We start from the raw sequence: 23,591 nt of genomic DNA on the forward strand, positions 1-23,591 counted from the left end.
CACGATCATCCTGTGCATGTAGATGAAAGGTGTGTTTTCCCAGATCGATGGCGGCAATAGCTACTTTGCTCATGGCAATGATCTCCGATAAGCCCCCTGTGAAAGCTTAGTGGGCGATCACAGGGGGTGGCGGGGGTAGCCATTTCATTAGTGGATCTCTGTTGTTCTCAGGGGCCGGGTTACAACACCGAAGCCGTCTGCGGCAGTTTCGGTTGGCGGTACAGGTCCAGCAGCACCTGATCGAGCACCGAGGAGGCGCCGAACGGGGCCTTGTCGTTGAGGATCGCCACCACCGCCCAAGTGTTGCCGTTGACGTCGCGACTGAAACCGGCAATCGCCCGCACGGTGTTCAGGGTGCCGGTCTTGACGTGGGCTTCACCGCGCATGGCAGTGGTCTTCAGACGTTTGCGCATGGTGCCGTCGGTGCCGGCAATCGGCATCGAACTGATGTATTCGGCGGAATACGGGCTGTGCCAGGCCGCTTCGAGCATCGAGGCCATTTCCCGGGCGCTGACACGCTCGGCACGGGACAGGCCGGAGCCGTTCTCCATCACCAGGTGCGGCGCGGTGATGCCCTTTTTCGCCAGCCACTGACGCACGACACGCTGGGCGGCCTTGGCGTCGTCACCATCGGCATCGGTGCGGAAGCGTTGGCCGAGGCTCAGGAACAACTGCTGGGCCATGGTGTTGTTACTGTACTTGTTGATGTCGCGGATGATTTCCGCCAGGTCCGGCGAGAACGCCCGGGCCAGGACCTTGGCGTCTTTCGGAGTTGGCGCCAGCACATCCTTGCCCTGAATGCTGCCACCCAGTTCCTTCCAGATCGCGCGGACGGCGCCGGCGGTGTAGGTCGCGTGGTCGAGCAGCGACAAATAAGTCTGCGAGCTGCAGCCTTCACCCAGCTGACCGCCGACCGTCACGGTCACGCTGCCATCGGCCTGTGCCACCGGGTTGTAGCGCACGCCACCGGTGCATTGCTTGGAGTTGAGGGCCTTGACCTGGTTGTCGATGCGGATGCTCGCAATCGGCGGCTCCACCGAGACCAGCACCTTGCCCGAGTCATTGCGCGCGACAAAGCGCAGCGCCTTGAGGTTGACCAGCAGCGAGTCGGGCTTGACCAGGAACGGCTTGTTATCGTCGTTGCCGTCGTCATTGAACTCCGGCAATTGCGATTGCACGAAGAAGGTTTTATCCAGCACCAGGTCGCCGGTGACCTGGGTGACGCCGTTGGCACGCAGGTCGCGCATCAGCAGCCAGAGTTTTTCCATGTTCAGCTTCGGATCGCCGCCACCCTTGAGGTAGAGGTTGCCGTTGAGAATGCCGCCACTCAAGGTGCCGTCGGTGTAGAACTCGGTTTTCCACTGGTGGTTCGGGCCGAGCATTTCCAGCGCCGCGTAGGTGGTGACCAGTTTCATGGTCGACGCCGGGTTGACCGACACGTCGGCGTTGAACACCGTCGCGGTGCCGGGGCCGGTGAGCGGGATCATCACCAGCGACAGGGCGTTGTCCTGCAACTTGCTGGCTTTCAGGGCTTTTTCAACGTTGGGCGACAACGCGGTATTGATTGGAGCGGCGCAAACGGGAAGGGCCAGAGGGAGAAGAAAACCGGCCAACAGCAATGGACGCAAAGATTTGATCATCTGAAATAAAACCCTACAGCCGAGGGGAAATAAGATGAGGGCACGGAGATAAATTCCCTCAATGGTCATGAAAGTGTCGGCATTATGCCCCAAGGTGTCACGGCTTGGGCCGTGCGCGGGCATTCTGATCGGCTATTTTTTACCGACGGTAGGCATGGTGGCCCAGAGAGTCAGGCAATCGGCGGCTTAAACTGCTAAAGTGCCGCCCGTTATTACTTAAGAGGATTGTTCCAATGGCGACTAACCGTTCCCAGCGTCTGCGCAAAAAACTGTGCGTCGATGAATTTCAAGAGCTGGGTTTCGAACTGAACCTGGATTTCAAAGAAGATTTGGCTGATGAAGCCATTGATGCTTTCCTCGATGCGTTCCTCAAAGAAGCCATGGAAGCCAACGGTCTGGGCTATGTTGGCGGCGACGACTACGGTCTGGTTTGCCTGCAGAAGCGTGGCTCGGTCAGCGCTGAACAGCGCTCTGCCGTTGAAGCCTGGCTCAAAGGCCGCACCGAGCTGACCAGCGTTGAAGTCAGCCCGCTGCTGGACGTCTGGTACCCGGAAAAGCCGATCAACCCGGTAGCTTGATGTTCTAAAAAAACGGCGACCCAAGGGTCGCCGTTTTTTTATGCCCGGGTTTTGTGTATTTCAGGCCTTGCGCCCGTTCAGAATCACCAACGTCACCACCCCCGCGACAATCCCCCAGAACGCCGAACCGATGGAAAACAGCGTCAGCCCCGATGCCGTGACCATGAAGGTGATGAGCGCCGCTTCACGTTCCTTCACTTCGCTCATGGCGATGCTCAAGCCGTTGATGATCGAGCCGAACAGCGCCAGCGCCGCAATCGACAGCACCAGTTCCTTGGGCAGCGCGGCAAACAATGCCGCGAGCGTCGCGCCGAACACGCCGGCGATCCCGTAGAAAATCCCGCACCAGACGGCTGCGGTGTAGCGCTTGTTGCGATCCTCATGGGCGTGCGGTCCGGTGCAGATCGCTGCGCTGATCGCCGCCAGGTTGATCCCGTGGGAGCCGAATGGTGCCAACAGCAAACTGGCGATGCCGGTGGTGGTGATCAGCGGCGAGGCAGGCACCGTGTAACCATCGGCGCGCAATACGGCGATGCCGGGCATGTTTTGTGAGGTCATGGCGACGACAAACAGCGGGATGCCGATGCTGATGGTCGCCGCCAGGGAGAAGTGCGGCGTGGTCCAGACCGGCGTGGCCACTTCCAGATGGAAACCGCTGAAATCCAGCAGCCCCATGAAGCCTGACAATGCCGTGCCGATCAGCAATGCTGCCAGCACCGCGTAGCGCGGCGACAGGCGCTTGACCACCAGATAAGTGACAAACATCCCCAGGACCAGGGCGGTGCGGTGTTGCGCCGCGACGAAAATCTCGCTGCCGATCTTGAACAGGATCCCCGCCAGCAGGGCGGCGGCCAGGGATGCCGGAATCTTTTTCATCAGTCGTTCGAAGCTGCCGGTCAGCCCGCAAATCGTCACCAGCACCGCGCAGGTGATGTAGGCGCCGATGGCTTCGCCGTAGCTCACGCCGCCCAGGCTGGTGATCAGCAGCGCGGCGCCGGGGGTCGACCAGGCAATGGTGATCGGCGTGCGATAGCGCAGGGACAGGCCGATGGAGCACACCGCCATGCCGATCGAGATGGCCCAGATCCACGAAGAAATCTGCCCGCTGCTCAGGCCCGCCGCTTGCCCAGCCTGGAACATCAGCACCAGGGAGCTGGTGTAGCCGGTCATCATGGCGATGAAGCCGGCGACGATGGCCGAGGGCGAGGTGTCGGCCAGCGGACGGATTTGCGTGTGGGTGGCGTCGTTCATGACGGTGGTGTTCCTTTTACAGATGAAGATGTTCGCTGCAACGCTGAATCCTGTGGGAGCGGGCTTGCTCGCGAAGAGGACGTGTCAGTCGGCATTGATTTAGCTGACAGACCGCATTCGCGAGCAAGCCCGCTCCCACAGGGATTGCGTTACAAAGGCGGATTCTGCGAACAAGCCTAAACTCAAAAGTAATCAGGCGTTGCGATACAGCCGAGGCAACATTCAGCCGTACAGTCGTGTTGCCACCCTCCATTGTGTACAATCGCAGTGTTTTTTACGCGATACTTGCCAGCGACCCACTGTGCCGTATTACAGTCGCGGTCAATTCGCCGCAGTTCTTCCGACTCGAGTGCCCATGAACGAACAGTTGCAACCCCTAAAGAAACAACCGCGAGCAGGCAAAGCCGGGCGCAGCGGTACCCAGGACGATATTGTCTACGCGCATATCTTCGAGGCCATCCTCGAGCAGCGCCTGGCGCCCGGCACCAAGTTGAGCGAAGAAGCGCTGGGGGAAATTTTCGGGGTCAGCCGCACCATCATTCGCCGCGCCTTGTCGCGCCTGGCCCATGAAGGCGTGGTGTTGCTGCGTCCGAATCGCGGCGCCGTGGTCGCCAGCCCGAGCGTCGAAGAAGCCCGCCAGGTGTTCATGGCCCGCCGTCTGGTGGAGCGAGCGATCACTGAACTGGCCGTTCAGCACGCGACCGCCGAACAGATTGCCGAATTGCGCCAGATGGTCAACGACGAACGCGACAGCTTCTCCCGTGGCGATCGTGGTGCCGGCATCCGCCTGTCGGGTGAATTCCACCTGAAGTTGGCCGAAGCTGCGAAAAACGCGCCGCTGATCAGCTTCCAGCGCAGCCTGGTGTCCCAGACTTCGCTGATCATCGCCCAGTACGAAAGCGGCAACCGTTCCCACTGCTCCTACGACGAGCACACCCAGTTGATCGACGCCATCGAGAAGCGCGACGCTGAACTGGCGGTCGACCTGATGATGCATCACATGGATCACATCGACAGCAAGCTCAACCTCGACGAGGAAAGTGCTTCAGATGATCTACATGCGGTGTTCTCGCATTTGTTGCAGACCAAGAAGCCTGGGCGTTCGCCGGCGAAAATCTGATCGACCGCGTCGCCTGATTCGCGAGCAAGCCCGCTCCCACAAGGGATTTGTGAGCGGCACAGATCAAATGTGGGAGCGGGCTTGCTCGCGAAGGCGGCCTCAAAGATACAAAAATCCCCCGGAATCTAACGATTGCGGGGGATTTTTTATGCCCGTAAAACCTTATCGCTGATGCACCAGATTCCCCGCCGCATAGGTCTGCTGAACAGTCCGGTCATCCCCCAGGGTCATCAACACAAACAACGTCTCGGCAATGTTATTGGCCTGCTTCAGGCGATAGCCCAGCAGCGGCGTGGCGTTGTAGTCCAGCACCAGGAAGTCGGCGTCGGTGCCAGGTTGCAGGGTGCCGATCTTGTCTTCCAGGCGTAGTGCGCGGGCGCCGCCGAGGGTGGCCAGGTACAGCGACTTGAACGGGCTCAGGCGTGCACCTTGCAGCTGCATGACCTTGTAGGCTTCGTTGAGGGTTTGCAGCAGCGAGAAACTGGTGCCGCCGCCCACATCGGTGCCGATGCCGACATTGAGCTTGTGCTTCTCGGCCATCGGCAGGTTGAACAGGCCGCTGCCGAGGAAGAAGTTCGAGGTCGGGCAGAACGAGATGGCCGAACCGGTTTCTGCCAGGCGCGCGCACTCGTCATCGCACAGATGCACGCCGTGGGCGAACACCGAGCGCTCGCCGAGCAACTGGTAGTGGTCGTAGACGTCCAGGTAACCCTTGCGCTCGGGGAACAGCTCCTTGACCCACTCGATTTCCTTGAGGTTTTCGCTGATGTGGGTCTGCATGTACAGATCCGGGTATTCGGTCAGCAACTGGCCGGCCAGGGTCAACTGTTCCGGGGTGCTGGTCGGTGCGAAGCGTGGGGTGACCGCGTAGTGCAGGCGACCCTTGCCGTGCCAGCGCTCGATCAATGCCTTGCTTTCGACGTAGCTGGATTCGGCGGTGTCGGTCAGGTAGTCCGGGGCGTTGCGGTCCATCATCACCTTGCCGGCGATCATCCGCAGGTCGAGCTGCTCGGCCGCTTCGAAGAACGAGTTCACCGATTGCGGGTGCACGCTGCCGAATACCAGCGCAGTGGTGGTGCCGTTGCGCAGCAGTTCCTTGATGAAAATGTCCGCGACCTGGTCGGCGTGGGCCTTGTCGGCGAACTGGCTTTCGCACGGGAAGGTGTAGGTGTTGAGCCAGTCCAGCAATTGCTCGCCATAGGCGCCGACCATGCCGGTTTGCGGCAGGTGGATGTGGGTGTCGATGAAGCCGGGAGTGATCAGTGCGTCCTGATAGTGGGTGATTTCGACGTCAGCCGGCAGGGTCGGCAGCAGTTCGCTGGCGTGGCCCAGGGCGCTGATCTGGCCGTTATCCACAACCAGCAAGCCGTCTTCGAAATACTCGTAGGAAGCTTCGATGCCCACGACGGCTGGGTCGGCGATGCTGTGCAGGATGGCGGCGCGGTAAGCTTTGCGAGTCAAAGGCATGTGAGTTCTCAATTGGAGGCTTGACTGCGGCGTGACGCAGGCAGCAGTTTGGCAATCGATCCGGCGCTGACGGTGTGTTGGCCGAAGTTCGCGTTATAGGTGGCGATGATTTCACCGGCGATGGAGATGGCGATTTCCACAGGCAGCTTGCCTTTGACTTCGCCGATGCCCATCGGGCAGCGCATGCGTTGCACGACGCTGTTATCGAAACCGCGGTCGCGCAGGCGATGTTCGAACTTCACCCGTTTGGTCTTCGAACCGATCAGGCCGAAGTAGGCGAAGTCGTTGCGCTTGAGGATCGCAGCGGTCAGTTCGAGGTCGAGCTGGTGGTTGTGGGTCATCACGATGCAATAGCTGCCGGCCGGCAGATCATCGATTTCATCCACCGGTTCTTCGCTGACGATCTTGCGCACGCCATGGGGGATCTGCTCGGGGAATTCATCTTCCCGCGAATCGATCCAGCGCACCCGGCAAGGCAGGCTGGCCAGCAGCGGAACGAGGGCGCGGCCGACGTGGCCGGCACCGAACACGGCGATCTGCGCCTGAACCTGGCCCATCGGTTCGAACAGCAAAACGGTTGCACCACCGCAGCACTGGCCCAGGCTGGCACCGAGGCTGAAACGCTCCAGATGGGTGTCCTGCTTGCCGCTGGCGAGCATCTCGCGGGCGATCTTCATGGCCTTGTATTCCAGGTGCCCGCCACCGATGGTGTCGAAGCTCTGGTTCGCGCTGATGACCATCTTCGAGCCAGCGTTGCGCGGCGTCGAGCCGAGCTCTTCGATGATGGTCACCAGCACGCAGGGCTCACCCCGGTTTTGCAGGTCGGCGAGGGCGTCGATCCAGTTGTACATGTTTCACCTCAACATCTCTGTTGTTTGTACCGGCCTCTTCGCGAGCAAGCCCGCTCCCACATTTGGAATGCATTCCCCTGTGGGAGCGGGCTTGCTCGCGAAGGCCGCACCTCGGTCTAGAGCGAAGCCAACTCGGCCTCAGCCTCGACAGCCTTCGCCGCCTTCAGCTGGCGCATCTGCTCACAGCCCCACAACACCCGCTCCGGGGTCGCCGGGGCGTCGATTTTCGGTTGATGCCGGTAATCGCCCAGGCTCGCCACGGCGTCCTTGATCGCACACCACGAGGCGATGCCGAGCATGAACGGCGGCTCGCCCACGGCCTTGGAATGGAACACCGTGTCTTCCGGGTTCTTGCGGTTCTCCACCAGCTTCACCCGCAGGTCCAGCGGCATGTCCGCTACGGCCGGGATCTTGTAGCTGGCCGGGCCGTTGGTCATCAGCTTGCCCTTGTTGTTCCACACCAGCTCTTCCATGGTCAGCCAGCCCATGCCCTGGATGAACCCGCCCTCGACCTGACCGATGTCGATGGCCGGGTTCAGCGAGGCGCCGACGTCGTGGAGGATGTCGGTGCGCAGCATCTTGTATTCGCCGGTCAGGGTGTCGACCAGCACTTCGCAGCACGCCGCGCCAAAGGCGAAGTAGTAGAACGGACGGCCGCGCGCCTGGCTGCGGTCGTAGTAGATTTTCGGGGTCTTGTAGAAGCCGGTGCTCGACAGCGACACCTGGGCGAAATACGCCTGCTGGATCAGTGCTTCGAAGGTCAGGATGTGATCGCGGACCCGCACGTGGCCGTTGTGGAATTCCACGTCTTCTTCGCTGACCTTGTACTGGCGAGCCGCGAACTCCACCAGGCGTTGCTTGATGGTTTCGGCGGCGTTCTGCGCGGCCTTGCCGTTCAGGTCGGCACCGCTGGAAGCGGCGGTCGGCGAGGTGTTCGGTACTTTGTCGGTGTTGGTCGCGGTGATTTGCACGCGGTCCATTTCCACCTGGAACACTTCGGCCACGACCTGCGCAACCTTGGTGTTCAGGCCCTGGCCCATTTCGGTGCCGCCGTGATTGAGGTGGATGCTGCCGTCGGTGTAGACATGCACCAGGGCACCGGCCTGGTTGAGGAAGCTGGCGGTGAAGGAAATGCCGAATTTCACCGGGGTCAGCGCCAGGCCTTTTTTCAGGATCGGGCTGTTGGCGTTGTAACGACGGATCGCTTCGCGACGCTCGGCGTACTGGCTGCTTTCTTCAAGTTCCGCAGTCATCTCTTCGAGCATGTTGTGCTCGACGGTCTGGTAGTAGTGGGTGACGTTGCGCTCGGTCTTGCCGTAGTAGTTGGCCTTGCGCACGGCCAAAGGATCCAGGGCCAGATGGCGAGAGATGGCATCCATCACTTCTTCGATGGCGACCATGCCTTGCGGGCCGCCAAAACCACGGTAGGCGGTGTTCGACGCGGTGTTGGTCTTGCAGCGGTGGCCGTTGATGGTCGCATCGCCCAGGTAGTACGAGTTGTCCGAGTGGAACATCGCGCGGTCGACGATCGACGCCGAGAGGTCAGGCGAGCAACCGCAGTTGCCGGCCAGTTCCAGGTTGATGCCGTGCAGGCGGCCGGTGCTGTCGAAGCCGACGTCGTACTCGACATAGAACGGGTGACGCTTGCCGGTCATCAGCATGTCTTCGACCCGTGGCAGACGCATCTTGGTCGGCTGGCCGGTGAGGTGCGCGATCACCGCGCACAGGCACGCCGGGCTGGCCGCCTGGGTTTCCTTGCCGCCGAAACCACCGCCCATGCGGCGCATGTCGACGACGATCTTGTTCATCGACACGTCCAGCACTTCGGCCACCAGTTTCTGCACTTCGGTGGGGTTTTGCGTGGAGCAATAGACGATCATGCCGCCGTCTTCGGTCGGCATCACCGAAGAGATCTGGGTTTCCAGGTAGAAGTGTTCCTGGCCGCCGATGTGCAGGGTGCCTTGAATGCGGTGCTCAGCGGTGGCCAGCGCGGTGGCTGAATCGCCACGTTTGTGGGTGTGGCTGTCGAGTACGAAGTGGCGTTTGCGCAGGGCTTCGACCACGTCCAGCACAGGTTCCAGGTCTTCGTATTCGATAATCGCGGCCATTGCGGCCTTGCGCGCGGTTTCCAGGTCTTTCGCGGCAACGGCGATCACCGGTTGACCGACGAATTGCACGGTGTCGATGGCCAGCAGCGGATCGCCTGGCAGCAACGGACCGATGTCTTTCAGGCCCGGTACGTCTTCGTGGGTGATGGCGATGCGCACGCCTTCGAAGGTGTAGCAGGGCGAGGTGTCGATGCTGATGATCCGGGCGTGGGCACGGTCCGACATGCGCGCATAAACGTGCAACTGGTTCGGAAACTCCAGGCGGTCGTCGATGTACTGCGCTTCACCGGCCACATGCTTGGCGGCGCTGTCGTGCTTGACGCTGCGGCCGACACCGGTGGTCAGGTCCTTGGCGAACAGTTCAGCCAATTCGGCTTGGGTCTTCTCTACGGCGTGATGATTAGACATAAGCGGTCACCCGAGTCTCGATGTGCGGTGTTTGCAGTTCGATGAAGTATTTGCGCAGCAGGTTCTGCGCGCTGAGCAGGCGGTATTCCTTGCTGGCGCGGAAGTCCGAGAGCGGCGTGAAGTCTTCGGCCAGGGCAGCGCAGGCGCGTTCGACAGTAGCGTTGTTGAATGGCGAGCCGAGCAACGCGGCTTCGCAGGCAGCGGCGCGTTTCGGGATGGCCGCCATGCCGCCGAAGGCGACGCGGGCTTCAGCGACGACACCGTTTTCCAGGCGAATGTTGAAGGCGGCGCACACTGCCGAGATGTCGTCGTCCAGGCGCTTGGAAACCTTGTAGGCGCGGAACAGTTTTTCGACGCTGGCCCGCGGCACGATGATCTTCTCGATGAACTCGCTTTCCTGGCGCGCAGTGACGCGGTAATCGATGAAGTAATCTTCCAGTGCCAGGGTACGGCGGGTTTCGCCTTTGCACAGCACGATTTGCGCGCCGAGGGCGATCAGCAGGGGCGGCGAGTCACCAATTGGCGAGGCGTTGCCGATGTTGCCGCCCAGGGTGCCCTGGTTGCGGATCTGCAAGGACGCGAAGCGGTGCAGCAATTCACCGAAGTCCGGGTACTCGGCGTTCAGGGCCTCGTAGCAATCGGAAAGGGAGGTGGCGGCGCCGATTTCCAGACGGTCGTCAAAGCGCTCGACGCGCTTCATCTCGGCGACGTTGCCGACGTAGATCATCACCGGCAGGGTGCGGTGGAACTGTGTGACTTCCAGCGCCAGGTCCGTACCGCCGGCCAACAGGCGGGCCTGTGGATAAGCGTCGTAGAGGTCGGCCAGGTCGGCCACGGTCAGTGGCACCAGGCAGCGTTTGTCGCCGCTGTTGAGTTCGCCGATATCGGTCGGGGCAATGGCTTTCAGGCGCGCGATGGTGTCGGCCTCGCGGGCGTCGAACTGGTCCGGTTGCTTGGCGCAGCAGGACTGCTCGGCGGCTTCCAGGATCGGCCGGTAGCCGGTGCAACGGCAGAGGTTGCCGGCCAGTGCTTCGTGGGCCTTGGCATGATCCGGTGCATCGCTGTTCTTTTGCAGGGCAAACAGCGACATCACGAAACCGGGGGTACAGAAGCCGCATTGCGAGCCGTGGCACTCGACCATGGCTTTCTGCACGCTGTGCAGTTCACCCTTGTGCTTGAGGTCTTCGACGCTGATCAGTTGTTTGCCGTGCAGGGACGACACGAAGGTCAGGCACGAGTTGAGGCTGCGATAGCGAATGTGTTCGCGGCCGTCATCCTCGGTCTGCAATTCGCCGACCACCACGGTGCAGGCGCCGCAGTCACCGCTGGCGCAGCCTTCTTTGGTGCCGGGCTTGCCCACATGGTCGCGCAGATAATTGAGCACGGTCAGGTTCGGGTCCAGGGCGTGCTCGCTACGGAGTTCCTGGTTTAGTAAAAACTGGATCACGGAAGGCCTCGCAGACTCATTATTGTTGTTAACCGATAGGAACTGAATTTAGCAGGTCTGACTTTTCGGTCAATGATTTTCTGACTTAAAGGTCAGGAAATTGCAATTTGTCGATTAACCACCTGTTCCTTAATTATTGTCGTTGCTTTGATAGCCTGCCTTTTTGCTTGAATTTGCTTGAATCGTGCCAAAAACCTCCGGGCGGGCACTCCGCCCTGACGCAGCAATTGCGCTACACTGCGCCGCTTGTACAGATCAAAGAGTTTGAAGGACAACCATGACGTTCAAGGCGCCGGACAGCCTCGCCGAGCAAATCGCTCACCACCTCGCCGAACGCATCATTCGCGGCGAAATGAAGCCCGGGGAGCGCATCCAGGAACAGAAGGTCACGCTGGCCCTCAATGTCAGCCGTGGTTCGGTCCGCGAGGCCTTGCTGATCCTCGAGCGTCGGCACCTGATCGCGATCCTGCCGCGACGGGGCGCCCACGTCACCGAGCTCACGCCGCACAAGGTGCAGAGCCTGTGCACGCTGATGAGCGAGCTCTATATCCTGCTCGGCAACTCGGTGGCCAGCGGCTGGAAAACCCAGGCCGACATGGCGCCGTTCGTGCAGATCCAGCAACGCCTGACTGCCAGCTACGAGCGTCAGGACATCCGCACGTTCGTCGACGACAGCTTCAATGTGATGCGCGCCGCGTACCCGTTCGCCAACAACCCGTACTTGCAGGAAACCGTCGAGAATCTGCAGCCGGCCATGAGCCGTGCGTATTTCCTCGCGCTGGACCAGCGCAAAGCGTCGATGAGCGAATTCCTCGAGCTGTTCGAACGCTTGCTCGCTGCCGTGCTGGCCCGTGATTTTGCGCAGATTCGCGTGGTGCTGACGGCTTACGCCCAGCGCAGTTGCGATCTGGTGATCTCTGCCCTGACGGACGCCTGAGGGTGCGGCTCAAGTGCATCAAGCTGGCGGGGTTCAAGTCCTTCGTCGACCCGACCACGGTGAACTTCCCCAGTAACATGGCGGCGGTGGTCGGGCCCAATGGTTGCGGCAAGTCGAACATCATCGACGCCGTACGCTGGGTGATGGGCGAGAGTTCGGCGAAGAACCTGCGCGGCGAATCGATGACCGACGTCATCTTCAACGGCTCCACCAGCCGCAAGCCAGTGAGCCAGGCGAGCATCGAACTGGTGTTCGACAACTCCGACGGCACCTTGCTCGGGGAGTACGCCGCTTATGCGGAAATCTCCATCCGCCGCAAAGTGACCCGCGACAGCCAGACCACCTACTACCTCAACGGCACCAAATGCCGGCGCCGCGACATCACCGACATCTTCCTCGGCACCGGCCTTGGCCCGCGCAGCTATTCGATCATCGAGCAGGGGATGATCTCCAAGCTGATCGAGTCCAAGCCCGAAGACCTGCGTAACTTCATCGAAGAAGCCGCGGGTATCTCCAAGTACAAGGAGCGCCGGCGCGAGACCGAAAACCGCATCCGCCGCACCCACGAAAACCTTGAGCGCCTGACCGACCTGCGCGAAGAGCTTGAGCGTCAGCTCGAACGCTTGCACCGCCAGGCCGAGGCCGCCAAGAAGTATCAGGAACTCAAGGGCGAGGAGCGTCAGCTCAAGGCCCAACTGTCAGCCCTGCGCTGGCAGGCGCTGAATGATCAGGTTGGCCAGCGTGAAGCGATCATCGGTAACCAGGAGGTTTCTTTCGAAGCCCTGGTGGCCGAACAGCGCAATGCCGACGCAAGCATCGAGCGCCTGCGTGACGGACACCACGACCTGTCGGAGCGCTTCAATCTGGTGCAGGGGCGCTTCTACTCGGTTGGCGGCGACATTGCCCGAGTCGAGCAGAGCATCCAGCACGGCCAGCAGCGTTTGCGCCAGTTGCAGGAAGACCTGAAAGAGGCCGAGCGCGCACGCCTGGAAACCGAATCGCACCTGGGCCACGACCGCACGCTGCTGCTAACCCTCGGCGAAGAGCTGGACATGCTCACCCCGGAGCAGGAAGTCACCAGCGCCGCCGCCGAAGAGGCCGCTGCCGCGCTGGAAGAATCCGAAACCACCATGCACGGCTGGCAAGAGCAGTGGGATACGTTCAACCTCACCGCCGCCGAGCCGCGCCGTCAGGCCGAAGTGCAGCAATCGCGGATCCAGCAGCTGGAAACCAGCCTCGAGCGCCTGGCCGATCGCCAGAAGCGTCTTGGCGAGGAACGCGCCTTGCTCTCGGCGGACCCGGAAGACGCGGCGATCATGGAGCTCAGCGAGCAGCTCGCCGAATCCGAAGCGACCCTTGAGGATTTGCAGACCAGCGAAGAAGCCCAGGTCGAAAAGCTTGAGCAATTGCGTCAGGAACTGCAGCAGGCGTTGACCGCGCAACAGCAGGCCCAAGGCGATTTGCAGCGCCTCAACGGTCGGTTGGCTTCGCTCGAAGCCTTGCAACAAGCCGCGCTCGATCCGGGCACCGGCACCGCCGAATGGCTGCGCGAACAGAATCTTGCGAATCGCCCGCGCCTGGCCGAAGGCCTGAAAGTTGAGGCCGGTTGGGAGCTGGCGGTGGAAACCGTGCTCGGCGCCGACCTGCAAGCGGTGCTGGTGGATGATTTCAACGATTTCGATCTATCGGGTTTTGCCCAAGGCGATTTGCGTTTGCTCAGCCCGTCCAGCGATGGCGTACGGATGCCAGGCAGCCTGCTGGACAAGGTTGAGGCGCAGCTCGATCTGTCGCCATGGCTGGGGCAGGTCAAGCCGGTGGACAGTCTCGAACAGGCCTTGGCCTTGCGGGGGCAATTGGCTGCCGGGCAGAGCCTGATCAGCCGTTGCGGTTATTGGGTCGGACGGCATTTTCTGCGGGTGCGTCGGGCCAGTGAAGCGGAAAGCGGCGTGCTCGCCCGTGGACAGGAAATCCAGCAACTGGGCCTTGAGCGTGAAGAGCGCGAAGCCGCCGTCGAAACCCTGGAAACCCGACTGCAGAATCTCAGGGCGCAGCAGCGTCAGCAGGAGAACGGCCGCGAACATTTGCGCCGTTTGCTGCAGGACGAAGCGCGTCAGCAAGGTGAATTGAAGGCTCAATTGTCCGCCGGAAAGGCCAAGGCCGAACAATTGACCCTGCGCCGTACGCGTCTCGACGAAGAGCTTATCGAACTCGACGAGCAGCGAGCGCTGGAACACGAAAATATCGGTGAAGCGCGCCTGCAATTGCAGGAAGCCCTCGACAGCATGGCGCTGGACACCGAACAGCGGGAGTTACTGCTGGCCCAGCGCGACAGCCTGCGCGAACGCCTGGACCGGGTGCGTCAGGAAGCCCGGCAGCACAAGGATCACGCCCATCAGTTGGCGGTGCGCCTGGGCTCGCTCAAGGCCCAGCACGATTCAACGCGTCAGGCGCTGGAACGTCTGGAGATGCAGTCCGAGCGGCTGACCGAAAAACGCGAGCAACTGAGCCTCAATCTGGAGGAGGGCGAAGCACCGCTGGAAGAGCTGCGTTTGAAGCTCGAGGAGTTGCTCGACAAGCGCATGACCGTCGACGAAGAACTCAAGACTGCGCAGATCGCCCTCGAAGACGCCGACCGCGAACTGCGCGACGCCGAGAAGCGCCGCAGCCAGGCCGAACAACAATCCCAGTTGATTCGCAGTCAGCTCGAAACCCAACGCATGGAATGGCAAGCCCTGACCGTGCGCCGCAAGACCTTGCAGGACCAATTGCTGGAAGACGGCTACGATCTCCACGGCGTACTCGCAACATTGACCGCCGAGGCCAGCGAGAAGGATGCCGAGGAAGAACTCGAGCGCATCGCTACGAGGATCCAGCGTCTGGGCGCGATCAACCTGGCGGCCATCGATGAGTACCAGCAGCAATCGGAACGTAAACGTTATCTGGATGCGCAGAACGACGATCTGGTGGAAGCGCTCGATACCCTTGAGAACGTGATTCGCAAGATCGACAAGGAAACCCGTAACCGTTTCAAGGATACCTTTGATCAGATCAATGGCGGTTTACAGGCGCTTTTCCCAAAAGTTTTCGGTGGTGGCCGCGCATATTTGGAACTGACGGGCGAAGATTTACTCGATACAGGGGTAACAATCATGGCGCAGCCGCCAGGAAAGAAGAACAGCACCATCCATTTGCTCTCCGGCGGCGAAAAAGCCCTGACCGCATTGGCCCTGGTTTTTGCGATCTTCAAATTGAATCCGGCGCCGTTCTGCATGCTCGATGAGGTTGACGCGCCACTGGATGACGCTAACGTTGGACGCTACGCGCGATTGGTAAAAGAGATGTCACAGACAGTGCAGTTCATCTATATCACCCACAACAAGATCGCCATGGAAATGGCCGAACAACTGATGGGGGTGACGATGCACGAACCCGGTTGTTCACGCCTGGTGGCGGTGGATGTCGAGGAGGCGATGGCGATGGTGGACGCCTGAGTCGTGGTTGTAGAAAAGGTGGCTTACGGTGTGTAGGACTCTTTTCCTGGCTTCGACTTGCTGGCCAATCGACATATTCGCGCTAGCCAACGTGGTAGACGGTGTAAAGTTGCCTTTGGTCGTGCTAGTTTAATGTCAATTTTTCGTATACGTGGGCAAAACGCCTGTCAGAACATAGAGTTGGCGCCACGTTTTAAAGCGGTTTGCAGGTTGTAAACCCCTTATTTTTCAGCATTTTTTATAGAGGCACGGGATTACATGGAAATCGGTCTGCGCGAGTGGCTGATCGTCATCGGCATTATTGTCATTGCCGGTATTCTTTTCGATGGCTGGCGCCGTATGCGCGGCGGCAAGGGAAAACTGAAGTTCCGTCTTGATCGAAGTCTGTCCAATCTGCCGGACGAGGACAGCAGCACCAGCGCCGAGCTGCTGGGCCCGCCGCGCGTGCTGGACACGCATAAAGAGCCGCAACTGGACGAGCACGATCTGCCGTCGGTGAGCATGCCGGCCCGCGAGCCTCGCGAGTCGGGCTCCAAGCGCGGCAAGCGTGGCCACAGCGAGCCTTCCCAGGGCGACATGAACCTCAGCCTGGATCTGGACGGCGGCCCGAGCTTCAGCAGCCGCGACGACGATTTCCCGGATGACACCAAGTCCTCGCCAGCGGTCAACGACAAAGAGCAACCGCAAGCTGAAGAAGTGCTGGTGATCAGCGTGATCTGCCGCGACGCTGCCGGCTTCAAGGGCCCGGCGCTGTTGCAGAACATTCTGGAAAGCGGTCTGCGTTTCGGCGAGATGGATATTTTCCACCGTCACGAAAGCATGGCCGGCAACGGTGAAGTGCTGTTCTCCATGGCCAACGCCGTCAAGCCTGGCGTATTCGACCTGGACGACATCGACCACTTCAGCACTCCGGCGGTGAGCTTCTTCCTGGGTCTGCCAGGCCCTCGCCATCCGAAGCAAGCCTTCGACGTGATGGTGGCGGCAGCGCGTAAATTGTCGCAAGAGCTGAACGGTGAATTGAAAGACGACCAGCGCAGCGTGCTGACTGCCCAGACGATTGAGCACTACCGTCAGCGCATCGTGGAATTCGAACGCCGCGCCCTGACCCAGAAACGTTGATTGAAATGGTTATTCCCGCGCGGTGCGCGGGATAATCGGCAAAACAGATTGAGCAGCCTCGGCTGCTCTTTTGCTTTATGAGAGAACACCCATGACCGCCGCCAAGAACCGTATTTTAGAGCTGCGCGCTGAGCTGGATCAGCACAACTATCGTTACCACGTGCTCGACGAGCCGAGCATTCCGGACGCCGAGTACGACCGCTTGTTCAACGAGCTCAAGGCTCTGGAAGCGGCCAATCCCGAACTGATCACCAGCGACTCGCCAACCCAGCGAGTGGGCAGCGCGGCGCTGTCGGCATTTACCCAGGTGCGTCACGAAGTGCCGATGCTCAGCCTCGGCAACGCCTTCGAAGAAACCGACATGCGTGAGTTCGACCGCCGGGTGACCGAAGGCCTGGACCTGCCGGCCGGCGATCTGTTCGGTGGCGGCGCAACCGTCGAGTACAGCTGTGAGCCCAAGCTCGATGGCCTGGCCGTCAGCCTGCTGTATCAGGACGGTATCCTGGTGCGCGGCGCGACCCGTGGCGACGGCACCACCGGCGAAGACATCAGCGTCAACGTGCGCACCGTACGCAACATCCCGCTCAAACTGCACGGTACCGGCTGGCCGGCGACCCTGGAAGTGCGCGGCGAAGTGTTCATGTCCAAGGCCGGTTTCGAGCGGCTCAACGCCACGCAACTGGAAGTCGGCGGCAAGACCTTCGCCAACCCGCGCAACGCGGCGGCAGGCAGTTTGCGCCAGCTGGACTCGAAGATCACCGCCAATCGCCCGCTGGAGTTCTGCTGCTACGGCATCGGCCAGGTGTCGGCGGACATCGCCGATACGCACATCGGCAATTTGCAGCAACTCCAGGCCTGGGGCATGCCGATCAGTCATGAGCTGAAACTGGCGCACGGTATCGCCGAATGCCTGGATTATTACCGCGACATCGGTGAGCGTCGCAGCGCGCTGCCGTATGAAATCGACGGTGTGGTGTTCAAGGTCAACAGCATTGCCTCCCAGCGTGAACTGGGCTTTCGCGCCCGTGAGCCGCGTTGGGCCATCGCCCACAAATTCCCGGCGATGGAAGAGCTCACCGAGCTGCTCGATGTGGAATTCCAGGTCGGCCGCACCGGGGCGGTGACGCCGGTGGCGCGTCTGAAACCGGTCAAGGTCGCGGGCGTCACGGTGGCCAACGCCACGCTGCATAACATGGACGAAGTCGCGCGCCTGGGCCTGATGATCGGCGACACGGTGATCATCCGCCGCGCCGGTGACGTGATTCCGCAGGTGGTGCAAGTGGTCATGGAACGCCGTCCGGAAAACGCCCGGCCAGTGCAGATTCCCGAGCAGTGCCCGGTGTGCGGTTCCCATGTCGAGCGCACGCAACTGATCAAACGCAGCAAGGGCCGCGAAACGGTCAGCGAAGGCGCGGTGTATCGCTGCGTCGGTCGTCTGGCCTGCGGTGCGCAGCTCAAGCAGGCGATCATTCACTTCGTTTCCCGTCGCGCCATGGATATCGAAGGCCTGGGTGAGAAGAGCGTCGAGCAACTGGTCGACGAAGGCCTGGTGAGCTCGCCGGCCGATCTGTACGCCCTGACCTTTGAACAGATCGTCGATCTGGAAGGCTTTGCCGAACTGTCGAGCAAGAACCTGCTCGGCGCCATCGAAGACAGCAAGAAGCCGGGCCTGGCGCGGTTCATCTACGCCCTCGGGATTCCCGATGTCGGCGAGGAGACGGCCAAGGTTCTGGCCCGCTCCCTGGGTTCGCTGGAGCGGGTGCAGCAGGCCTTGCCGCAGGTGCTGACGTACTTGCCGGATGTTGGCCTGGAAGTCGCGCACGAGATCCACAGCTTCTTCGAGGACGCGCATAACCAGCAGGTGATCGCCGATTTGCTCAGGCATGGCATGCAGATTCAGGATCAGGGCGAGTTGGGTGCCGAGTTTTCGGCGAGCACCACGCTGGGTGGTTTCCTCGACAAGCTGCATATCCCCTTGGTCGGGCCGGGCGGGGCGCAGAAACTGGCGGACAAGTTCGGCTCGCTGCAGGCGGTGATCGGCGCGGATTGGCTGGATATGCGCCAGGCGCTGCCGGAGAAACAGGCCAATTCGGTGCGCGAATTCTTTGCGGTCGAGGAAAATCGCCAATTGGCCGAAGCGGCGGAGAGGCAGCTGGCCGATTTCGGCATGCACTGGCAGAGCGAGAAGAAGGTCGTCGAAGGCTTGCCGCTGGCCGGGCAGACCTGGGTGCTGACCGGCTCGCTGGAGCTGATGAGCCGCGATATCGCCAAAGACAAACTCGAAAGCCTCGGCGCCAAGGTCGCCGGCTCGGTGTCGGCCAAGACCCATTGCGTGGTGGCAGGGCCGGGTGCCGGTTCGAAGCTGACCAAGGCCAACGAGCTGGGGTTGAAGGTGCTGGATGAAGAGGCGTTTGTCGAGTTTCTGCGCAAGCATGATATTTCGGTGTGAAGCCATTCGTCGGAACGCCGCCCGGAGCAAGCCCGCTCCCACATTTGAACGGGCTCTTCCTGTAGGAATCCGATCGAATGTGGGAGCGGGCTTGCTCGCGAAGGCGATTTCAACAGCCCCGCAGAAAACGGGAACGATCACCTCTCGGGAATGATCTAGTCTCTGCAAGCCCCAGGGAGAGATCACCATGTACCCTTTCTTCGAGCAACTCAGCTCGCGCATCGCCGCGCCGTTCATGGCCGAACATTCGCGCAACAGCAAGGTCTGGTCCTGTCGTTGCGGGCAGTCGCTGTTCTTTCGCAACAGCCAGTGCCTGGCCTGTTCGGCGGTGTTGGGTTATCAGCCGGAGCAGAGTCGCTTGTCTGCGCTGCAACCGGGTGTGCAAGCGGGCACCTGGCTGCTTGATGCCGATCTCGGGGCTGGCCTGTTTCGACGCTGCGCCAACCTCGACTCCCCGGCCGCCTGTAATTGGTTGCTGCCTGCCAATGACCATGACGTCTTGTGCATTGCCTGCAGCCTCAATCGCACCATTCCTGACCTGTCGTTAGCCGACAACCACGAGCGCTGGCGCAAGGTGGAAACCGCCAAGCGGCGTCTGGTCGCGCAACTGCTCAGCCTGGGGTTGCAGGTGATTCCCAAAACCGTCGATGAAGAGACCGGCCTTGCCTTCGATTTCATCGGCGTGGACCTCGAAGGCCAATCGCCTACCACCGGACACGCCAATGGCCTGGTGACTCTTGATATCAAGGAAGCCGACGATGCCCACCGCGAACAAGTGCGGGTGCAAATGCACGAACCCTATCGCACGTTGCTCGGGCATTTCCGTCACGAAGTCGGGCACTACTACTGGGATCGATTGATCGCCAATAGCCAGTGGCTTGAGCCTTTTCGAGGGTTGTTCGGCGATGAACGCGCCAGCTATGCCGAAGCCCTCGAGCGGCATTATCAGCAGGGCGCACCGCTCGACTGGCAGCAGCACTACGTCAGCGCCTACGCCACCATGCACCCGTGGGAAGACTGGGCCGAAACCTGGGCGCATTACCTGCACATGATGGACGCAGTGGATACCGCGCTGGGATTTGGCATGAGCGCCCGGGAAATGGACTTCGACTATCAGCCGTTTCCGTTGGATACCCTCTACGATCCACAGCATCCCGGCGGCGCGGCGTTCCTGTCGTTCGTCAATGCGTGGATCGAACTGGCCGGCATGCTCAACGAATTGTCACGCAGCATGGGGCAGCCGGATTTCTATCCGTTCGTCCTGCCACCGGCGGGCATTGCCAAGCTGCACTTTATCCATCTGGTGATTCAGCAGGAGGGCGGCAGGGCGGATGAGGTGCTTGAGGCACAATAGCAAGTGCTTGAACCCCCTCATATTTTTAATCCGAAACCAACGGTTGTAACTTCGCCTCAGATAGGTACAATGGCGCGGCTCGCCGACAGGTGAGCGTCGTTATGGTGACCCCATCGGTCCCCCCGCAACGATCAACCGTGAACCCGGTCAGGCCTGGAAGGGAGCAGCCGCAGCGGTGACATTGTGTGCCGGGGTGTGGCTGGTGGGGTTACCACCTTAACGCCACGCGAGTGTTCTCTCGCGTTATCTTTCTGAAAACAGTCTTTCGCTAGCTGCCAGGATCTTGTCCAGGGCGGTTTTTCGCCGTTTGCGGTTTATCCACAACCGCAGGTTCGCCACCGATATACCGCCGGACAATCTCATCGATCTCCCCGGACATCTTCATCCGAACCAGGGTGCGCAGAATGCGCTGCACCGGCACTTGCGGGTCGTTGCGCACGGCGGCGCATGCCGGGTGATCAACACGTCGGGTTGAGTGAAGAGCGGGATGCTCCAGAGATAATCGCCAGGCTGATCGGGCAGCCACGATTGCGCAGCCACGCTGTCCAGGCTGATCAACAGCAATGCCCCCAAGGCCAGCCGCATAAACACTCCGTTAATAGCCCCCGATGTGCAGCTTGGCCACAATACACGAGCGCACCGGATGCAATTTGTGCCTTGCTCCGCTAGCATTAGCCGCTTCTGCTTCCTTCGCTGCGACGGTTTTCGATGAGTTATCAGGTTCTTGCACGTAAATGGCGTCCGCGCTCGTTCCGCGAAATGGTCGGCCAGACCCATGTGCTCAAGGCTCTGATCAATGCCTTGGACAGCCAGCGGCTGCACCACGCCTACCTCTTCACCGGTACCCGTGGGGTCGGCAAGACCACCATCGCGCGGATCATTGCCAAATGCCTTAACTGCGAAACAGGTATCACTTCGACCCCCTGTGGCGAATGCTCGGTGTGTCGCGAAATCGACGAAGGCCGCTTTGTCGACCTGATCGAGATCGACGCCGCGAGCCGCACCAAGGTCGAAGATACCCGCGAATTGCTCGACAACGTGCAGTACGCCCCGAGCCGCGGGCGCTTCAAGGTCTACCTGATCGACGAAGTGCACATGCTCTCCAGCCATTCCTTCAACGCACTGCTCAAAACCCTTGAAGAGCCGCCTCCCTACGTCAAGTTCATCCTGGCGACCACTGATCCGCAGAAACTTCCTGCAACGATTCTGTCGCGGTGCCTGCAGTTCTCCCTGAAGAACATGACTCCGGAGCGGGTGGTCGAACATTTGACCCACGTGCTGGGTGTCGAGAACGTGCCGTTCGAAGACGACGCGCTGTGGCTGCTGGGCCGAGCCGCCGACGGGTCGATGCGTGACGCCATGAGCCTGACCGACCAGGCGATTGCCTTCGGTGAAGGCAAGGTCATGGCCGCCGACGTGCGGGCGATGCTCGGGACTCTCGATCACGGGCAGGTCTACGACGTCCTGCATGCCCTGATCGAAGGCGATGCCAAGGCGTTGCTCGAAGCCGTCCGCCACCTGGCCGAACAAGGCCCGGACTGGAACGGTGTGCTCTCGGAAATTCTCAATGTGCTGCACCGTGTTGCCATCGCCCAGGCCTTGCCGGAAGGTGTCGATAACGGTCACGGCGACCGTGATCGCGTGCTGGCACTGGCCCAGGCGTTGCCGGCCGAAGATGTGCAGTTCTACTACCAGATGGGCCTGATCGGCCGCCGCGACCTGCCGCTGGCGCCGGATCCCCGGGGTGGTTTTGAAATGGTGTTGCTGCGGATGCTGGCGTTCCGGCCCGCAGACACCGCGGATGCCCCGAGGCAACCGCTAAAGCCAGTGGGGATCAGCCAGGCCACAGTTGATTCCGCAAACTCAGTGGCTGCCGCGCCGGTTGTTGCGCCGGTAGTCGCTGCGGCCGTTGCACCGATAGTGGCTGCGCCAGTGGCGGCTCCATCGCCTGCACCGGAACCGGTTGCGCCGGTCGTTGTGCCAGAACCTGTAGCTGCGCCTGTGGTTGAAGCGGCCGTAGTCGAAGAGGTGGTCGACCTGCCGTGGAATGACCCGGTCGAGCCAGCCCCCGTTCAGCAACCGGCGGTGGAGCCGGTGCTGGAAACCGCCAGCGAACAACCCGAATTACCGCCGATGCCGTTGCCGACGCCGGACAGCGTGGTGCCGGACGCCCCGGAGTGGGCCGCCGCGCCGATCCCGGAACCATCGGTGGCCGCCGTCGATGCCGCGACGCCGGGCATGGACCTGGATGACGAGCCGCCGCTGGATGAGGATTACATCGAGCCGGACATGGATTCGGCCTACAGTTACCTCGACGAACTGGCCAGCGAGCATGCCGCCGACCCGGCTCCGGAGCCCGAGCCTGAGCCCGCGGCAATGCCCGCCACCGGCCTGGCCCTGCAATGGCTGGAGCTGTTCCCGAAATTGCCGATCTCCGGCATGACCGGCAGCATCGCCGCCAACTGCACGCTGATTGCGGTGGATGGCGACAATTGGCTGATGCACCTGGACCCGGCCCACAGTGCCTTGTTCAACGCCACTCAACAGCGTCGCCTCAACGATGCGCTGAACCAGTATCACCAGCGCACGCTGACCCTGAGCATCGAGCTGATCAAGCCCGAGCAGGAAACCCCGGCACAAGCGGCTTCGCGCCGCCGCGCCAACCGTCAGCGCGAGGCGGAGGAATCGATCCACGGTGATCCGTTCATCCAGCAAATGATGCAGCAGTTCGGTGCGGTGGTCCGTAACGATACTATTGAACCTGTCGACGCCCTGGTCACTCAGGGCTAATAACGCAAGGCGTCCGGCCGCATGGGCCGGGCGCTGTTTTAATCCAAGTACTTTTGAGGTGATTACCATGATGAAAGGTGGCATGGCCGGCCTGATGAAGCAGGCGCAGCAGATGCAGGAAAAAATGGCCAAGATGCAGGAAGAACTGGCCAACGCCGAAGTCACCGGTAAGGCCGGTGGCGATATGGTCACCGTGGTGATGACCGGTCGTCATGACGTCAAGAGCGTGACCATCGACCCAAGCCTGGTTGAAGGCATGAGCGAAGACGACAAGGAAATGCTGGAAGCGGTCATCGCCTCCGCGGTCAACGATGCCGTTCGCAAGATCGAAGCCAACAGCCAGGACAAAATGGGCAGCATGACTGCCGGCATGCAACTGCCGCCGGGCATGAAACTGCCATTCTGATTCGCCTTCAGGCGGCAGATGAGTTACAAAAATGCCAGGCATAGCGCCTGGCATTTTTGTTTCTGGCCATTGGGTCTGTGGTGACAGGCATGCCGCCATCGCGAGCAAGCTCGCTCCCACAGGGGGATTGCATTGCAAATGTGGGAGCGAGCCTGCTCGCGAAGAATTCACCCCG

The 23,591-nt window shown here is 61.1% G+C and carries 15 protein-coding genes, 1 other RNA gene and 1 pseudogene; 10 read left to right on the top strand and 7 right to left on the bottom strand.

Annotated features, from left to right (window positions below; translation table 11 throughout):
* Nucleotides 1–179: 179 nt before the first annotated feature.
* On the bottom strand, nucleotides 180–1,640 hold the full coding sequence (dacB, locus tag KGB28_RS14630) for a D-alanyl-D-alanine carboxypeptidase/D-alanyl-D-alanine-endopeptidase (protein WP_223446089.1): 1,461 nt from the start codon (nucleotides 1,638–1,640) through the stop codon (nucleotides 180–182).
* Nucleotides 1,641–1,873: 233 nt separating this feature from the next.
* Here dacB and KGB28_RS14635 point away from each other — a divergent pair, with 233 nt between their 5' ends.
* Nucleotides 1,874–2,218, top strand: coding sequence for a YggL family protein (locus KGB28_RS14635; RefSeq protein ID WP_223446091.1), 345 nt, complete (start codon nucleotides 1,874–1,876; stop codon nucleotides 2,216–2,218).
* Between the two features lie 60 nt (nucleotides 2,219–2,278).
* Here the strand turns inward: KGB28_RS14635 and KGB28_RS14640 are convergent, their stop codons facing one another.
* The gene (locus tag KGB28_RS14640) at nucleotides 2,279–3,469 is read right to left on the bottom strand and encodes a benzoate/H(+) symporter BenE family transporter (RefSeq protein ID WP_223446093.1); all 1,191 of its coding nucleotides are present in this window, start codon (nucleotides 3,467–3,469) and stop codon (nucleotides 2,279–2,281) included.
* Between the two features lie 355 nt (nucleotides 3,470–3,824).
* Between KGB28_RS14640 and KGB28_RS14645 the strand changes: the two genes are divergently transcribed.
* Nucleotides 3,825–4,589 (top strand): GntR family transcriptional regulator, encoded by a 765-nt coding sequence (locus KGB28_RS14645; protein ID WP_008021853.1) that lies wholly within the window; start codon nucleotides 3,825–3,827, stop codon nucleotides 4,587–4,589.
* A 162-nt stretch (nucleotides 4,590–4,751) separates the two neighbouring features.
* On the opposite strand, the gene guaD is transcribed toward KGB28_RS14645, so the two are convergent.
* The 4 genes from guaD to xdhA all read right to left on the bottom strand — a co-directional run bounded on the left by guaD (nucleotide 4,752) and on the right by xdhA (nucleotide 10,870).
* Nucleotides 4,752–6,056: a guanine deaminase gene (gene guaD / locus KGB28_RS14650; RefSeq protein WP_046042873.1), complete on the bottom strand. Its 1,305-nt coding sequence runs from the start codon at nucleotides 6,054–6,056 to the stop codon at nucleotides 4,752–4,754.
* Between the two features lie 8 nt (nucleotides 6,057–6,064).
* Nucleotides 6,065–6,907, bottom strand: coding sequence for a xanthine dehydrogenase accessory protein XdhC (gene xdhC, locus KGB28_RS14655; protein WP_223446095.1), 843 nt, complete (start codon nucleotides 6,905–6,907; stop codon nucleotides 6,065–6,067).
* Nucleotides 6,908–7,023: 116 nt separating this feature from the next.
* Nucleotides 7,024–9,423 carry a xanthine dehydrogenase molybdopterin binding subunit gene (xdhB, locus tag KGB28_RS14660; protein ID WP_223446097.1) on the bottom strand — a complete coding sequence of 800 codons (2,400 nt, stop codon included), beginning with the start codon at nucleotides 9,421–9,423 and terminating at the stop codon, nucleotides 7,024–7,026.
* Nucleotides 9,416–10,870 carry a xanthine dehydrogenase small subunit gene (xdhA, locus tag KGB28_RS14665; RefSeq protein WP_223446099.1) on the bottom strand — a complete coding sequence of 485 codons (1,455 nt, stop codon included), beginning with the start codon at nucleotides 10,868–10,870 and terminating at the stop codon, nucleotides 9,416–9,418. Before xdhA ends, xdhB begins: the two co-directional genes overlap by 8 nt.
* 277 nt (nucleotides 10,871–11,147) lie before the next feature.
* Between xdhA and KGB28_RS14670 the strand changes: the two genes are divergently transcribed.
* From KGB28_RS14670 to ffs, 6 genes are all read left to right on the top strand, one after another.
* Entirely contained in the window at nucleotides 11,148–11,807 is a 660-nt protein-coding gene (locus KGB28_RS14670) for a GntR family transcriptional regulator (RefSeq protein WP_046042869.1), read from the top strand.
* Between the two features lie 2 nt (nucleotides 11,808–11,809).
* Nucleotides 11,810–15,298 carry a chromosome segregation protein SMC gene (gene smc / locus KGB28_RS14675; RefSeq protein WP_223446101.1) on the top strand — a complete coding sequence of 1,163 codons (3,489 nt, stop codon included), beginning with the start codon at nucleotides 11,810–11,812 and terminating at the stop codon, nucleotides 15,296–15,298.
* 258 nt (nucleotides 15,299–15,556) lie between these two features.
* Nucleotides 15,557–16,417: a cell division protein ZipA gene (gene zipA, locus KGB28_RS14680; RefSeq protein WP_223446103.1), complete on the top strand. Its 861-nt coding sequence runs from the start codon at nucleotides 15,557–15,559 to the stop codon at nucleotides 16,415–16,417.
* A gap of 91 nt (nucleotides 16,418–16,508) precedes the next feature.
* Nucleotides 16,509–18,866 (top strand): NAD-dependent DNA ligase LigA, encoded by a 2,358-nt coding sequence (ligA, locus tag KGB28_RS14685; protein ID WP_223446105.1) that lies wholly within the window; start codon nucleotides 16,509–16,511, stop codon nucleotides 18,864–18,866.
* A 187-nt stretch (nucleotides 18,867–19,053) separates the two neighbouring features.
* Nucleotides 19,054–20,220 (top strand): putative zinc-binding metallopeptidase, encoded by a 1,167-nt coding sequence (locus tag KGB28_RS14690; protein ID WP_223446107.1) that lies wholly within the window; start codon nucleotides 19,054–19,056, stop codon nucleotides 20,218–20,220.
* A 111-nt stretch (nucleotides 20,221–20,331) separates the two neighbouring features.
* Nucleotides 20,332–20,428: signal recognition particle sRNA small type (gene ffs / locus KGB28_RS14695), an RNA gene on the top strand.
* Between the two features lie 60 nt (nucleotides 20,429–20,488).
* Here ffs and KGB28_RS14700 read toward each other — a convergent pair.
* Nucleotides 20,489–20,757, bottom strand: a pseudogene (locus KGB28_RS14700) (amino acid ABC transporter substrate-binding protein); the annotation flags it as partial.
* A gap of 171 nt (nucleotides 20,758–20,928) precedes the next feature.
* Between KGB28_RS14700 and dnaX the strand changes: the two are divergent.
* Both dnaX and KGB28_RS14710 read left to right on the top strand, forming a co-directional pair.
* A complete protein-coding gene (dnaX, locus tag KGB28_RS14705; RefSeq protein ID WP_223446109.1) occupies nucleotides 20,929–23,010 on the top strand; it encodes a DNA polymerase III subunit gamma/tau in 2,082 nt (693 codons plus the stop codon).
* 67 nt (nucleotides 23,011–23,077) lie between these two features.
* On the top strand, nucleotides 23,078–23,416 hold the full coding sequence (locus KGB28_RS14710) for a YbaB/EbfC family nucleoid-associated protein (protein ID WP_007971455.1): 339 nt from the start codon (nucleotides 23,078–23,080) through the stop codon (nucleotides 23,414–23,416).
* The last annotated feature ends 175 nt before the right edge of the window (nucleotides 23,417–23,591 follow it).

The sequence above is a fragment of the Pseudomonas sp. BF-R-19 genome, assembly GCF_019956445.1.
GTDB classification, from domain to species: Bacteria; Pseudomonadota; Gammaproteobacteria; order Pseudomonadales; family Pseudomonadaceae; genus Aquipseudomonas; species Aquipseudomonas fluorescens_BH.

Bases quoted from the DNA above. Each gene is read 5' to 3' on its own strand.
- zipA (WP_223446103.1), top strand. From the start codon at position 15,557: ATGGAAATCGGTCTGCGCGAGTGGCTGATCGTCATCGGCATTATTGTC.
- KGB28_RS14670 (WP_046042869.1), top strand. From the start codon at position 11,148: ATGACGTTCAAGGCGCCGGACAGCCTCGCCGAGCAAATCGCTCACCAC.
- xdhC (WP_223446095.1), bottom strand. From the start codon at position 6,907: ATGTACAACTGGATCGACGCCCTCGCCGACCTGCAAAACCGGGGTGAG.
- KGB28_RS14635 (WP_223446091.1), top strand. From the start codon at position 1,874: ATGGCGACTAACCGTTCCCAGCGTCTGCGCAAAAAACTGTGCGTCGAT.
- KGB28_RS14690 (WP_223446107.1), top strand. From the start codon at position 19,054: ATGTACCCTTTCTTCGAGCAACTCAGCTCGCGCATCGCCGCGCCGTTC.
- KGB28_RS14710 (WP_007971455.1), top strand. From the start codon at position 23,078: ATGATGAAAGGTGGCATGGCCGGCCTGATGAAGCAGGCGCAGCAGATG.
- KGB28_RS14640 (WP_223446093.1), bottom strand. From the start codon at position 3,469: ATGAACGACGCCACCCACACGCAAATCCGTCCGCTGGCCGACACCTCG.
- dacB (WP_223446089.1), bottom strand. From the start codon at position 1,640: ATGATCAAATCTTTGCGTCCATTGCTGTTGGCCGGTTTTCTTCTCCCT.
- ligA (WP_223446105.1), top strand. From the start codon at position 16,509: ATGACCGCCGCCAAGAACCGTATTTTAGAGCTGCGCGCTGAGCTGGAT.
- guaD (WP_046042873.1), bottom strand. From the start codon at position 6,056: ATGCCTTTGACTCGCAAAGCTTACCGCGCCGCCATCCTGCACAGCATC.
- KGB28_RS14645 (WP_008021853.1), top strand. From the start codon at position 3,825: ATGAACGAACAGTTGCAACCCCTAAAGAAACAACCGCGAGCAGGCAAA.
- xdhB (WP_223446097.1), bottom strand. From the start codon at position 9,423: ATGTCTAATCATCACGCCGTAGAGAAGACCCAAGCCGAATTGGCTGAA.
- dnaX (WP_223446109.1), top strand. From the start codon at position 20,929: ATGAGTTATCAGGTTCTTGCACGTAAATGGCGTCCGCGCTCGTTCCGC.